General features: G+C 49.1%; 14 protein-coding genes. 1 reads left to right on the top strand and 13 read right to left on the bottom strand.

Going from position 1 to position 13,337, the window contains the following annotated elements; all coding sequences use genetic code 11:
• Positions 1–8: 8 nt before the first annotated feature.
• Positions 9–338 (bottom strand): helix-turn-helix domain-containing protein, encoded by a 330-nt coding sequence (locus DW806_RS12195; RefSeq protein WP_117570214.1) that lies wholly within the window; start codon positions 336–338, stop codon positions 9–11.
• A gap of 151 nt (positions 339–489) precedes the next feature.
• Between DW806_RS12195 and DW806_RS12190 the strand changes: the two genes are divergently transcribed.
• Complete coding sequence (locus DW806_RS12190) at positions 490–1,065, top strand: SLOG family protein (protein WP_117570213.1); 576 nt, start codon at positions 490–492, stop codon at positions 1,063–1,065.
• Positions 1,066–1,341: 276 nt separating this feature from the next.
• Here the strand turns inward: DW806_RS12190 and DW806_RS12185 are convergent, their stop codons facing one another.
• The 12 genes from DW806_RS12185 to DW806_RS12130 form a co-directional block, all read right to left on the bottom strand.
• On the bottom strand, positions 1,342–1,953 hold the full coding sequence (locus DW806_RS12185; RefSeq protein ID WP_118730112.1) for a hypothetical protein: 612 nt from the start codon (positions 1,951–1,953) through the stop codon (positions 1,342–1,344).
• Positions 1,954–2,028: 75 nt separating this feature from the next.
• Positions 2,029–4,077, bottom strand: a complete 2,049-nt coding sequence (locus tag DW806_RS12180; RefSeq protein ID WP_118730111.1) for an ATP-dependent DNA helicase — start codon at positions 4,075–4,077, stop codon at positions 2,029–2,031.
• Positions 4,078–4,106: 29 nt separating this feature from the next.
• Entirely contained in the window at positions 4,107–5,498 is a 1,392-nt protein-coding gene (locus DW806_RS12175) for an NYN domain-containing protein (RefSeq protein WP_118730110.1), read from the bottom strand.
• Positions 5,499–5,568: 70 nt separating this feature from the next.
• The gene (locus tag DW806_RS12170) at positions 5,569–5,808 is read right to left on the bottom strand and encodes a helix-turn-helix domain-containing protein (RefSeq protein WP_118730109.1); all 240 of its coding nucleotides are present in this window, start codon (positions 5,806–5,808) and stop codon (positions 5,569–5,571) included.
• A 149-nt stretch (positions 5,809–5,957) separates the two neighbouring features.
• Positions 5,958–7,322, bottom strand: a complete 1,365-nt coding sequence (locus tag DW806_RS12165; RefSeq protein WP_199677311.1) for a relaxase/mobilization nuclease domain-containing protein — start codon at positions 7,320–7,322, stop codon at positions 5,958–5,960.
• The gene (locus DW806_RS12160; protein WP_118730107.1) at positions 7,283–7,612 is read right to left on the bottom strand and encodes a plasmid mobilization protein; all 330 of its coding nucleotides are present in this window, start codon (positions 7,610–7,612) and stop codon (positions 7,283–7,285) included. Before DW806_RS12160 ends, DW806_RS12165 begins: the two co-directional genes overlap by 40 nt.
• 236 nt (positions 7,613–7,848) lie before the next feature.
• Positions 7,849–8,508: an SIMPL domain-containing protein gene (locus DW806_RS12155; RefSeq protein WP_118730106.1), complete on the bottom strand. Its 660-nt coding sequence runs from the start codon at positions 8,506–8,508 to the stop codon at positions 7,849–7,851.
• Positions 8,505–9,164 carry a vWA domain-containing protein gene (locus DW806_RS12150; protein ID WP_117570225.1) on the bottom strand — a complete coding sequence of 220 codons (660 nt, stop codon included), beginning with the start codon at positions 9,162–9,164 and terminating at the stop codon, positions 8,505–8,507. The genes DW806_RS12155 and DW806_RS12150 overlap by 4 nt, the downstream gene beginning before the upstream one ends.
• Positions 9,165–9,265: 101 nt before the next feature.
• The gene (locus DW806_RS12145) at positions 9,266–9,688 is read right to left on the bottom strand and encodes a hypothetical protein (protein ID WP_118564765.1); all 423 of its coding nucleotides are present in this window, start codon (positions 9,686–9,688) and stop codon (positions 9,266–9,268) included.
• Between the two features lie 36 nt (positions 9,689–9,724).
• Positions 9,725–10,243 carry a ClbS/DfsB family four-helix bundle protein gene (locus tag DW806_RS12140; protein WP_110441591.1) on the bottom strand — a complete coding sequence of 173 codons (519 nt, stop codon included), beginning with the start codon at positions 10,241–10,243 and terminating at the stop codon, positions 9,725–9,727.
• Between the two features lie 30 nt (positions 10,244–10,273).
• Positions 10,274–11,782 carry a Y-family DNA polymerase gene (locus DW806_RS12135; protein ID WP_118730105.1) on the bottom strand — a complete coding sequence of 503 codons (1,509 nt, stop codon included), beginning with the start codon at positions 11,780–11,782 and terminating at the stop codon, positions 10,274–10,276.
• A gap of 22 nt (positions 11,783–11,804) precedes the next feature.
• A complete protein-coding gene (locus DW806_RS12130; protein ID WP_118599744.1) occupies positions 11,805–13,337 on the bottom strand; it encodes a hypothetical protein in 1,533 nt (510 codons plus the stop codon).

The raw sequence follows: 13,337 nt of genomic DNA, 5'->3' as shown, positions 1-13,337 counted from the left end.
CTCTTTTTTTACGACATATTCAAAATAGCGGACAGCAGCTCTTGAACCTGTTGCCGGTATTCCGGCTTAATATCCGAAATACGTCTGGCAAGCGCAAGGGCTTCCGCTTCTGGCGCGTCAGTCCCAAAAATAATTCGGTCTGCGCTGACGCCGAGCAAACGGCAAAGACGCTGCAAGGCTTCGAGAGAGATACCGGAAGCACCACGCTCAATAGCACTCAGGTGATTCGGCGTCATGCCAAGCATTTCTGAGAGCGTGTCCTGCGTATAGCCCGCCTGTTCTCTTGCCACTTGAATATTGCCGCCGATTTCAATATTGATGTCCTTCTTCTCGCGCATAGCCTCACCACCTTTGCATTTAGTGTACCTAACGGCGGTGTCATTATCCACGGCACGCTGTCGTTGATTTTACTAACGACAATGCGTTGACTGTCCGTGATGAGGGTGATAGAATGGAGTTACCTACCAAAAGAGTGAAAGAAGGGGTGTCATGTCGCGCATTATTGAGTTTAGAAAGTCTGCTCAAAAAGCTGAAAAGCAATCCGTTCAAGGCAAGACTTGTGCGTTTACCGGTCATAGACCACAGAGTCTTCCGTTCGGCTTTGATGAATCCGATAAGCGTTGTACTTCTTTGAAGTCTGTTATGCGGGATCAGATTGTAGCACTCATCGAGAACGAGGGCGTCACGCATTTTATTACCGGCATGGCTCTTGGCGTCGATATGTACGCTGCGGAAATTGTACTCGATTTGAAATCAAAATACCCTCGCATTACTCTGGAAAGCGCAATCCCTTGTGAGACACAAGCGATCAAATGGTCTGTGGCTTCACGGGAACGGTATTATAATATCGCGGCAAAGTGTGACAAGGAGACCATGCTGCAACGGGAGTACACGCCGGACTGCATGGACAAGAGAAATCGGTACATGGTCGATCACGCCGATTATATTCTCGCAGTATGGAATGGATGCCCCAGCGGTACCGGGAATACCGTGAGATATGCCCACAAAAAGGGCAAGACCATCATCGTCATCAATCCGGTTTCCCTTGATGTCACGCGGGAATAAGGCAAAAAAATCCCTTCTGAATCAAGCGTTGTGAAAACCGTGAAGTATTTCCCGATAGCGAATACCCATTGCACTGCTCAGTGATTATTGGAAACGTGTACGGCGTATGCTGCCCAGTGAACATCTCCATGGAACACATCGAATTTTCGCGGCATCGCAAAACGGAAAGTGTCACCTTATGGACAGTCCATTGCCGAGGGAAAAATAAATCGCTGGAAACGGGAACGCCCCCGGCACTGTGCGTCTGGCACAGTGTCGGGGGCGTTTTTCCGTGTCTTAGTTATGAGCCAGTTCATTTAGGAGCAGCTTTCGATAGTCCACATCCAAGATGCAGCGATGGAAGTCCATCAAACGGTGTTCGTCGAACAGCTTTTCACAGAGCTTGGTCAGCGGATGATTCATTAGCTTTGCAGAAATGCCAGTCTCGTTGAAAAACCTTGCCCATGTGAAGACCTCTTCTAAATCCTCCTGCCCAAGCGTGGCAGGAATGATAGCGTTGCAGAGACGGACAATGGGGCTGTCCGCAAATCGCTCTGCGACTTCCTCCGGTGTGCATTCATAGCGGTCACAGTCAAAGGAAAGCGCATCCTCAATTTTAAGATAATTTTCGGTTTCATCCCGCGTCAAGGTTATGGTGTAGTCTCCCATACCGGACGGCACATCAATATTCTCCATGACATCAAGCTCGAAACGGGAGCCGCCGATGATCGCTTCAAAGGAGAAGGACTGACAGATTACTGCTGGGTTTTTGTCTATCTTGTCCTCATTCAGAAATGACAGCGGATTATACTCTGTCAGTTCCCAGTCGATTTTTCCTCTCTCTGTTTGCTCGGCAATCTGCTGGATCAGATGTTGTTCTTCTTCGTGCAGATTTTCATTGTACAACATGATACACCTCCGTTTTCTGATTGTCGTTTTTTGGGGGGCTGCTCTATGTTTCCGAAGAGACTGCCGTTTGTATCATCATTCCTTGGCTGAGGGCAGACCTTCGTAAAACTTCCTAAGTTCGTCCAAACTGCTTGTCCGATTTTTGATAGGCAGGGAGTCCCATGTAATGTCATGATAGCGTTCCGGCGGCTCGTCCCGCAGTCTTCGGTCGATAATGCAGACAATGCCGGTGTCTGTGAAATTGCGGATCAATCGCCCGATACCTTGCTTGAGCTTGATAATCATTTCGGGAACGCGGACATCCATCAGGGCATCCTTTGCGACGGAACACTTATACTCGATAATTGGATCGGGGACAGGGAACGGAAGCCGGAAAATGATGACATTGGAAAGGCTTTTTCCTTCAATGCTGATTCCTTCCCAATATGCACCCGTCCCCAGAAGTACGGAGTTCGTATCTTCCTTAAACTCAAGCAGCACCTTGTCCTGCGACGATCCCGGCTGCTGCATCAGGATTTTGTACGGAAGATTTTTCTCACTGAGAATGGAGTAGACCTCTTCCATGTCGGTCTTTGCCGTAAACAGCACGAGTGCCTTTCCATTGGAAATGCTCAGGATCTCAAGCAGCCGCTCCACACCCTTTTCAATGAAGGCTTCATGTTCTCTGGTCGGGTGCGGGAGATCGTCGCAATAGTAGATCATGGCGTGTTCATCGTATGGATATGGGGAAGGCTTTGGCTCGGATAAGCAGCCGCGATCACCAGCGGGAAAGCCGGTATTGCTGATAAAGTAAGAATACTGTTCTTCCAGAGACCCGCTCGTGGCGTTCGTCAGCGTGGCAGAGGTCAAGATGGTTCTTTCATCACCATTGAAGTATAGGCGGCTCACAATTTCTTTTGTGTTTTTAGGGCAATAGACGAGTTCCGTGTTGCTGCCGTGCTGCTCAATCCAGATCAGCATATCATCTATCCGGTCAAGAAGCTCTGAAAGGGACTCGCTGACGGCATCCAGATCATCAGAGGCAGCAAAGGAACGGTTGTTTCTGAAATCCATGCTGGAATAAATCTGAATGCTGGACGAAAGGTTGTGTATGGCGGCGTTCATCTCGGTAAGCAGTTCAATCGCACTGCCGCTTTGGTCAAAAAAAAAGCGGTCAGCGTAGCGCATATCCTGATCTGCATCGTCGATCTGCTTTTGAACTTGTGCTTTCAGGCAGTTATAGAAGGCGATGATTGCGCTCTCTGCCTCTCGCTTTTCACCGGACACACTGCTTTGGTCAGAGGGTCGCAGTTCATAGAATGCGCTTTTAATCATTCCAAAGAGCATACCTTGCCCGAAACGCTCCGTTGTGGCACTCCGCACCTTATCATCCAAGTTGTGCGCTTCATCCACGACAAGCAGATCAGCGGCGGCGTTAATCAGTCCGTCCTGCCCGCGTCGTAGTTTCATGAGATGCTGGGTAAGAAAGTCCTGATTGCACAGAACAACGCCATCCGTAAACTTCAATGCTGCACGGACCTTGTAATATTTGCACTTCTTTTCACAGGAGCCGCAATTCTTCATGCTGAACCGCTGCACGTTTACCTTGTCCCAGACGCCTTGCGGCAAAACCTCCGGGAAATCCTTGCGTTCCTCATACCCTTGCTGGATTCCTTCTTTAAGCGCGTCCGGTGGAGCTGCTTTCGGATCGCACATATACTCATCTGCGCGTTTGTTGCAGAGATAGTGAGTCTGTCCTTTTGCCAGAATCACATCTCTGTTCAGCCCAAGAAGGGGCATTACCGCGTGGACATCACGCCAGAGCTGTTCTTGAAGCGCGATGGTCGAGGTTGCGATGATAACCGGCTTGTTCATGCGTTTGCTGTACAGCAGCACCGGCACAAGATAGCCAAAGGATTTGCCAATGCCCACGCCAGCTTCAATCGCAAAATGTTGATCATTTATGAGGGCGTCCACAATCTCAAAGGACATATCCTGCTGCCCCTCACGCGTTTCCAATCCATGCTGCGGGGCTTCATCCCAAAAGAAGGTGCTGACTTGCTCACTCATGGAGTACAGCTCTGCTTTTCTGCGCTTTTTCCGTTCCTCCGATGTATTGAATCCAAAATAGAATCTGTTGTCCATCCACATTCCTCCCGGAATAGAAACCAAGGTTATCCGCGTTTCAGTTCAATGCTGACGTTTCCGTTCTCGTCGATGGTCAGCGTCATGTGCCTGATGTGCTTCTCATAGAACTGCCGCCGCTCTGCGGGAGACATTTCTATCCGCGTGTTTCGCAGAGCCGCATCAAACATATCGTTGACATTCAGGTGAACGGAGTTGTCAATCCAGCGGTACATCTCCTTGAATAGTGCGTTTTTCTTGATGTCCTCGCTGTTGCCGGAGTAGAAGTCATCCAGATAGCAGTAGAATATCCCGGATTCTGCAAGTGCCGCCTTCATATCCGGTCCGCATTTTTCCCGCTCAATCATGACAAGGAATCTGGCGTCCGGCAGGGAAGAGATAAGCCCCCAGTAGTCGGAATCACTTGAGACGATGACGAAGGAATCCACTTGCTTCTGGTAGTGTTCCTGACAGGCTCTTGCGGTGAGCTTGATGTCTACCAGTGATTTGTTCTGCTTGATCCGCTCAATCATGATATGTTCAACGGGGATGCGGGTGTAGTTTTCAAGAATCCGCCACGCCGTAGCAGTATGTACGTCATCAAAGAGAATGATCGCCGTAATTTTCTGCATGACCTCATAATCAAGATTTTTGAGCGTGGCGCACAGCTTGTACGGGTCGGAGTTTTCGCAGTCCACTACCAATACGGTTTTCTCACTGTCATCTATGAAGTCGTAGATATTGTTTTTTACAAAAGCCCCTGCATCGGAGACTTTACTGTATTCCGTGAAGGCGTCGCAATGCCATTGATAAAGCAGGGTAGCAAACTTTTTATCATTATAGAGGACATTACCCTCGTCCATCGGTACCCAGTTGATATACATTTGATAGGGGTAGTAGGAGAGACTTGCGTAATAGATGTCCGCAGCATCTTTCGTTCCGTCCTCTGTCAAGCCGTTTGGCATGATGAACAGCTCTTTTATGTACGCCCAGTTAATCCAGATTGGAAAGAGGCTTTTGCAGTTGTTAATGCGGTCTGAAATCAGCCGGTTGATCTCGATAATGTGGTGGCAGAGCTTTGTACTCGCCTTTTTGATAAAGTTGATTCCGTCATTTGAAAGCTGCTGCATACTGGAAGCCGGGATGATCTCTGGCATTGAAAGCAGCCCTCGATACTCCATTCGCATGATGTCATTTATTTTCCGGTAGTTGCGCTCAATGGCGGTGCGGATGATACATAGATTACGAATGATGCGGGCATTTTTATCCTGTTCAAGCCGGCTGTATATCTCTATCTTTGGCGGCTCGTGTTCATTTTGAAAAATACGGAGCGGGACGCCGATCAGGTAGGCAACCTTCGATACAATCTCGTAGGTGCTGCCTTTGTAGGCAATCTGTTCTCCGGCATATTCGATACCATTCAACATGACTGAATTGCCCATAAATTGCTCCTTTCCTGCGGAGAGTTGAGCGATTTTTATTCAACAAAAAGAGCTGTACGAAAAACCGGACTCAGTTTTTGTCCGTTCGCACAGCCTCACATATATCTCCGATGTCACAGTTCAAGTAATCACAAATGCGCAGCAAAATAGAGAGGGACACTTCTTCCCCCTTATTCAGTTTTGTCCATGTTCCGGCAGACAGCCCTACTTCATGTCGTAGAGAAGCCTTCTTTATGTCGCGTTCCAGAAGAAGCATCCATAGTTTCTTATAGCTTATGTGCACGGCAACCATCCTTTCACTTGCTTGCATTCAACATCGCTTATAATATTATACTGGATTTCATTCTCAAAAGCAATCCGTTGATGCAGAAATTAAAGAAAAAGTTTCAATTTCTCGAACCTTCTCTCAAGGATGCAGGGCACCTCCGATCAACAGGAGATGCCCTGCTTTTGACGAGATTATTCGCGCTGTGTGCTGCGCAGATGATCACGGTCATGGTCAGCAGAGGAAGCGAGAAATGTATCAACATTAGACTTGATCGTCTCTATTTGCTTTACTTCTTTTTTGAGCTTCGCACGTTCATCATAGAGCCGCTGTTGCTCTTCAAGAAGTCGCTGCTGTTCCGCTTGCAGTGTCTTCAAGCTCGGCAGTTTTTCATCGCCCTGCATGGCAAGCAGCGTACTCCGCGCCGCCTCAAAGATCACAAGTTCGGCTTCGTGCTTTGCCTTGAAGCTCGGCTTGTCTTTCGCCTTCTGGAAGGCGTCATATACGGGTTTTAGGCGCTGGTAGTTGGAGATGTTTTTGATAAGCGGTTGGACTTCCCGTAGTCGCGCTTCGACGCCTTTCAGTTCCTTGCCGGTGCGGTCATAGGAGCTGTGAACGTCCTCGACCTTCTTTTCAAGATCGGCGTATTGGAGCAAGCTGTTTTCCGTGAGATAGTTAAGCGTCCGCGCCGCTTCCTTGAGGATTGTGAGCTTGGCTTTATACTCATAACCCCTGCTGTCGATGAGCCTGATCCGCTCCTGAATATCTCTGATGAGAGAGATGCCCTTTGGCGTGGTCTGTCTCTGACTTCTTCGGGGCGTCCGTCCGGCAATCCGCTCTTTGATGCGTTCCTCGGTATAGTTCTCTCCGATGGTTTTAGACCGGGTAAACCGCTCCTGACCTTTAGCGCGGAAGGAGATGTATTTGCCGGTCTTGATTTCATAACCAGCTTCCTGCATGAGCCGCAAAAAATCATCGTAATCCTTCGCTGTAATGACAATCCGGTCGATGGTCTGCTTGAGTTTCTGCTTCCAGCTCGTGCCGCGTTTGGCTTCGGTGTACTCCTTGTAGCCCATGCCCTTGTTCTGAGAGGGAGGGATAACAGAGAGACCGTTTTCCTTACAGAGCCGGTCGCTGACCTCGCGCATATCATAGTAAATCCGCTTGTAGCTCTTATATGCGTGGTAGTCCACGAAGTCAACCGCATTGAAAATCAGGTGGTTATGAACATGGTCTTTGTCAATGTGAGTGGTCAGCACATACTCATATTTTCCTCCGAGGATTTCATCTGCAAACTGCTTGCCGATCTCGTGGGCAAGCTCCGGTGTGACCTCTCCGATTTCAAAGGACTGGATCACATGACGGGCTATGATCCTGACCGGATTCATCCCTTTTTGCTCGGCTATTTTCCGCGTCCATTCAAATTCCCGCGCTGCGGTCTCGCTGGCACAGCCGTAGGACGAGACCAGCAGCTTCTCGTCTGTCTTTTCGGGATTCAGAATGTACGCGATTGCCTTGCTCAAAGTTCCTCGGATTGCTTTGATTTTAGTAACAGCCATACCGCGTCCATCTTTTCTTTCAGCTCGTCAATATCGTCCTGATAGAATCGTCCCGTCGAGTTGATCCTGCGGCAGACGGTATTGATGTTCACGCCGATCTTGTTGATTTCGGCGGCGAGCTTTTTCTGCTCCGTGTAGTCTACAACGATGATGTAACCGTCGATCAGCATCTTCCTTGCATACGCACCGAAGTTCTCCGTGCCGATCATTTCCATCTTCTTTGCAATCGTTCGTTCTTCCTGTGGTGTCAGCCAAATCTTCTTCTGAATGTCTCGCGTTCTTCGTACCATGCTGCGCCCTCCGTCGTAAAGATTAGAAGGGTTTGGGACTATCCCAACAAGCAAAAATCTGATGTTAAGGGCAGGGTCTCCTTAACTGATTTTTCTCCGGTGGGTACTCACCGGATTTGCTTGCTAATCTCCCAAAATCGTATTCCCCGAAGATTCCTCCGTGAAATGTCCCTTCACTTTACAACGGACACAATAAGAGCGTTTGTTGAGTACCAGATTTCAGAAAAGTCAAAAATTCATTGGATTTCCCATGTGAAAGCCACGGTGTCCGATACGTCAATATCATCCGGCTCGATTTCGGGTGCAGCGCATTTGCTCATTGCCATAAGAGGCTGAATACAGTCTTCGACCTCATAGCTCGTTCTGGAATACACATTGAGTTCGCCCCAGCTATAGTCGATATTGAGTAGCTGTCCCAGCGCATTGCCAGACGCCTTGCAAAGAATCTCCGCCTTCGCTCTGGCGTTCTCCGTCGCGCTGTTCAGGAGCTCTTCGCTTACCGTTGCCGGGTTTTTCACCGTAAACGCAATGCTGAGTTCCGGCTTCGCACCGCATTCTGCAATCGCAGAAATAACCTGTGCAAGTTGCTTGCTGTCGAAGTCAAAGGCGAGTTTTAGGCGGTAGGTGCAAGCATATCCCACAAACTCCCGCTTGTAATTTCCTTGCCGATCCTTGACGTTCTCGTACCTTGTCTGGACATCAAAGCTCGTGGTTTTCAAGTCTTCTTTGCGATACCCAACGCGGACAGCAACACCCTGCAATTTTTCAATCCTCACGGAAGCTTCCAACATTGCGTGGTCATAGGTTTCGGATAAGACTTCAATGTTCAGGGAGAGGATGATGTAATCCGGTCTGGCGGAGGCATTGCCTGTCCCTTTTACAGTGATCGTTCTCATTGCTTTCTCCCGTCCTTTCTGGAATTGAAGTCCTCATCAATACGCTTTTTCCAATCCGTACCTAGCGGTACGCTGCAACGGACAGCGGAAACCGCTTCGCTCAGAACTTCATAGTTGAGCTGCGTTCCCTCGCGGTCAGAGTGGTAGTTGACCGCTCGGTCTGCTCCGATTCCAAAATGCTTTGCCGTCTCAACTGCATCAATGTTTGCGCCGAGGAATAGAAACTCCCAGCCGTACTTTTCCTTCTGCCGCTCAATCAGCTTCTTGACCTTCTCGCTATCATAACGGCGGCTTGCATTCTCCATGCCATCCGTTGTGATGACGAACAGCGTGTGTTCAGGCACATCCTCAATTCTTGCGTACTTATGGATATTTCCAATGTGATGAATTGCTCCGCCAATAGCATCCAGAAGGGCAGTACAGCCGTGAACGTAATAGTCCTTGTCGGTCATCGGCTCGACCTTCTGAACCGGTACACGGTCATGAATAACCTCGCTCACGTTGTCAAAGAGGACGGTAGAGATCAATGCCTCGCCATTCTCCCTTTTCTGCTTTTCAATCGTGGAGTTGAAGCCTCCGATGGTGTCTGCTTCCAGTCCGCTCATTGAGCCGCTGCGGTCAAGGATGAATACGATCTCCGTTAAGTTCTTTCTCATGTTCAGTACCTCCGCATATAAAAATATGACTGCTTGGTGTCTCACCTTACAGTCATATTGTACTTTGGTATTCACTTCGTTTGGTCGCATGGCAAGCGACATTATTCCAGCGATGAGAACAGCTCCCCGTCAATGCTTATAACGTCATCCATCGGAATCTTCGTGCCGTCCTGCATGGTGATTCGCCGCTCAAAATCATCGACTTTTTTGAGCGCGCCGGTTGCCATTATATATTTGCCGCCAGCCTTCCGCTCATCAGGCTGGAAGTAGGTAATGGTGACTTCCGGTGCATCATCAAGGGCGTCCATGAGAAGCTGATACTTCATGTCCAATGCAGTCAATGCTTCCTCGTCAAGCTCGATCTTATCATCGGTTAGACGCCCGGTTTCTTTGATGGCAGCATCGTAGCCGGTGAGTGCTGCGAAGGGAGCGAACTGCGCCGCACGATCTGACATTGGCATCTGTGGTCGCGTCTTGGAGACGTGGTGAGGACGCCCCATAATCTCATCATATTTGCTTTTCATGTGCATCCCACATCTCCTTTTACAGTCAAATAATAGTTACAGCGTTGCCTTTTTCCACTTCCTGATCTTCGTTCTAAATGTTCCAAAGGGAGCAACGGTATTGACGTGAATAAACTTGTAAACCTCCCATACCGCTGTTTTGGTAGCATCATCTGCCCACTTTCTCATGTGCGGTTGAAATAACTCTTCTTCACTCATAGAATCAATCATTGTCTGGATAGAAGTAACGTTTCCTTTTAACTGATCCTTCAATTCCACTAAGGATGAATGAGAGTATGTATCTGTGAACCATTGGTATAGATCGCCCAGCTGATTCCACCTAAACAGTTCTGATGGTGTTTTCACTTCAACTCCGCGCTTCTCGTCATTTTCCCATTTTAGAAGCAGCGTTGTCCAACCGATCTGATAAGCAAGATTCTCAGCCGGTGTTCTGTCCACCTCGGCTACTCTTATATCTTTTAGGGCTTCCGGAATAGAATCAAATTCAGCAATGTATTTTTCAAAGCCTTTGCTGATTTCGGCTTTTAATTCCTCTTTATCCTTGTATGTTCTCAAAATATTTTCTCCTTGAAATTGAATTGCTGTTCACGCCTTATGCCCGCCGATCTGAGCATTTCGGTCCTTTGCGGTTGCGCCTTCTTCAAGATTCATCGCCTTGAGGATCGCGTTCTTTCCGTACTTCTTCTTGATGGCGAGAGCAGCCTTCTGAATTTTTCGTTCCCGTTCCAAGGCAGCGTCTTCGGCTTTCCGCTTTTCCTCTTCGGCGGCATAGTCGGTGAAGAGGTCGAGCTGAACAGCACCGTCATTTTTCTTCGGCGCGTCCACTTCCGGCAGGACATGATTTGCCACAACATACATACGGCGGACAAGAAGATTCTTGTCCACAATCCGGTCGAAGAGTTCTGACACAGCACACATTATTTTGCGCGTGGATGATGTGTGTTCGCCAAGGTTGATAGAACTGTGCGCCTGTTTGGGAATCTCCCGACCATAGGGGTCTTTCTCCACCGCGCCGTGATACCTTGCCCGCCGCGCCGGATCGGTCAGGTTCTCAATGTCATAGCCAACGGTAAGAACCATCTGATCGGTGACAAGCCCCTTGTCCACCAAGTCCAGCACAAGCAAGTCCGTCATTTCCCGGACAACCAGCTTCGCCTTCTGCGGCTCATAGGGGCAGTGCAATACCTGACCGGAGCTGAGGCTGTTGGAGCTGGGACGGTATGCCTTGATTGCTTCAATGGTAGTTGGCTCCCAGCCCCACGCATGGTCGATGAGCAATTCCGCATTCTTGCCGAAGAGCTTGTAAAGCAAGTCCTCGTTCCGCTCGGAACAGAGGGCAACATCGCCCATGGTGAACATTCCATTCTGTTCAAGTTTCTTGGCAATGCCTCGACCTACGCGCCAGAAGTCCGTGAGGGGCTGATGCGTCCAAAGCTCACGCCGGAACTTCATCTCATCCAGCTCCGCAATGCGGACGCCGTTCTTGTCGGCGGGGATGTGCTTCGCCACAATGTCCATTGCCACTTTGCAGAGGAAAAGATTCGTACCGATCCCGGCGGTTGCTGTGATGCCGGTTGTCTCAAGTACGTCGAGGATGATCTTCATGGCGAGGTCATGTGCCGAGAGCTTGTAGGTATTCAGGTAGTCCGTCACGTCCATGAACACCTCGTCGATGGAGTAGACTACGATGTCCTCCGGCGCAATGTACTTGAGATAGACCTGATAGATGCGGGTGCTGTACTCCATGTAGTACGCCATCCGAGGCGGCGCGATGATGAAGTCAATCGCCAGAGACGGGTTTGCTTGCAGCTCCGAGAAGAAGTGCGATGTGCCGTCCAGTCTGTGTCCCGGTGCGTCGTGCTGCCGTCCGGCATTCGCTTCCTTCACCCGCTGCTTGACTTCAAACAGCCGCCCGCGTCCGGAGATGCCGTAGCTCTTGAGGGAGGGCGTGACGGCAAGGCAGATGGTCTTGTCCGTCCGGCTTTCGTCCGCGACAACAAGGTTTGTGTCCAGAGGATCTAAGCCGCGCTCCCTGCACTCCACGGAGGCATAGAAGGATTTCAGGTCGATTGCGATGTAAGTGCGTTGCTTCATCTTCTTTGCCTCCGCTTTCTTCTTAGATTAGCTCTAATGACATTTCATTAGAGTTTTTAATGTTGAATACGACACGCCATTCAATATCACCCTCCACCGGCTCAAAGTGTAGAGAGGAACAAGCCGCATGGAGTTTTTCTTTTGAGCTGCCTCCACACACGATTGCGATTGGACCGTCCGCTCCGCCGATAATGCCGATACAAGCAATATCGTTTTGTGCCTCTGGTGCATAGCGGTCAGAGCATGAGGCAATTTCTAAAGGCTTGTCTCCCTCAGCGCAATCACAGATCGAAATATCATTGTCCGGTTCAGGAGAAAGCGTATAGCTCATAGCAGTAAAATGCGTGGGATAGAACCACCGGTCGGAACCAACGAACTTTTCAGAAATTGTTTGCTGCTCCATTTCCTGAACGGTCAATGTATATTTTGTTCCGCTGACCGGATGGGAAAAAGAAAACGAATCGCCGGGAGCGTGTGTCTTGAAATGCGGTCCCGGGACACGGCGTGACTGCTGTTCCATTGTAAGGGAGAGGGCTTTTATTTCAGGACGGCGTTTGCTTGTCCATGGAAAAGCTGCCCGAAAAATCATCCATCCATAGGATGTATCCAAACCATAGTGTTCTAATGCCCACTTTGCTTCCGCTTCATTGATCATCCTGTCCGGCAAACATGGATTAAAGACCACCGAACAGCCGTGGGAGGTCAGCATTGTTTTCCCGTTCAATTCCAAACGAGGAATAAAGTCAAGGCAAAGTGGATTGTCTAAATCTATCTGCATTTGCTGCTCCTGTGTGAAGTATTCGCAGGAGTCGTTTTCGGGGTGTAAATCCCATTTAGTCATGAACTTACGAATGTCTTCATCTGGGGTGCGCATACAAAAGTCCATGACGAGTCCCTTACTGCAAGAATACGCCGCAGGAATAACCCAATGATGCCCAGCCCAGTCAAATTGCTTATTCAACCGGATTTCCGTTCCGGCACGGCCTTTTCCCGAATGTCCCCAGAAGTTTCCCTCAAAGTAGACCTTCCACTCAGGCATGGTCAGTTCTGCTTCCGGGTTCATATCAACATCATAATAGTCCTCGGTGTACTTGATCTTGCTGTAATCAAAAGATGCTTGCAGTTTTTTGATGTATGCCCACGGCTGTTCCATAGGCGTCAATTTCATTTTCTCGGCAAGCTCTAATAGCGTTCTTTGCTGATCCTGCGTTGGAGGGTTATCCCGCAAAAAGGCTTCAAATTGGGACTTATCCAACATCCACGCCTGTTCCAACGCTGCCGAATCACTGCAAGCAAGGAGCAGCCTCAAAAAGTCTTCAAAATTGTTTGCCAACGGATGAACATAATCAGGAGCCGAGTTCATGGGACTAACGGAAAAAACCACGCCGCCAAAGCCTCGAACAAAGCAGAAGTGGATGCCATCCACACCCGCCCAGCCAAAAATAGATGCACCTTTGGGCGTGCAAAAGTAGGGGTTATTATCTTCACGACGCTCCACCCCTACGGGCGAAAGGTCAATACCACTCCGCAAAAATTTCTGAAATACTTTATCCAT

It is taken from the genome of Butyricicoccus sp. AM32-19 (assembly GCF_003480365.1).
Taxonomy (GTDB): Bacteria; Bacillota; Clostridia; order Oscillospirales; family Butyricicoccaceae; genus Agathobaculum; species Agathobaculum butyriciproducens.
This window is presented reverse-complemented; position numbering and strand designations above follow the sequence as displayed.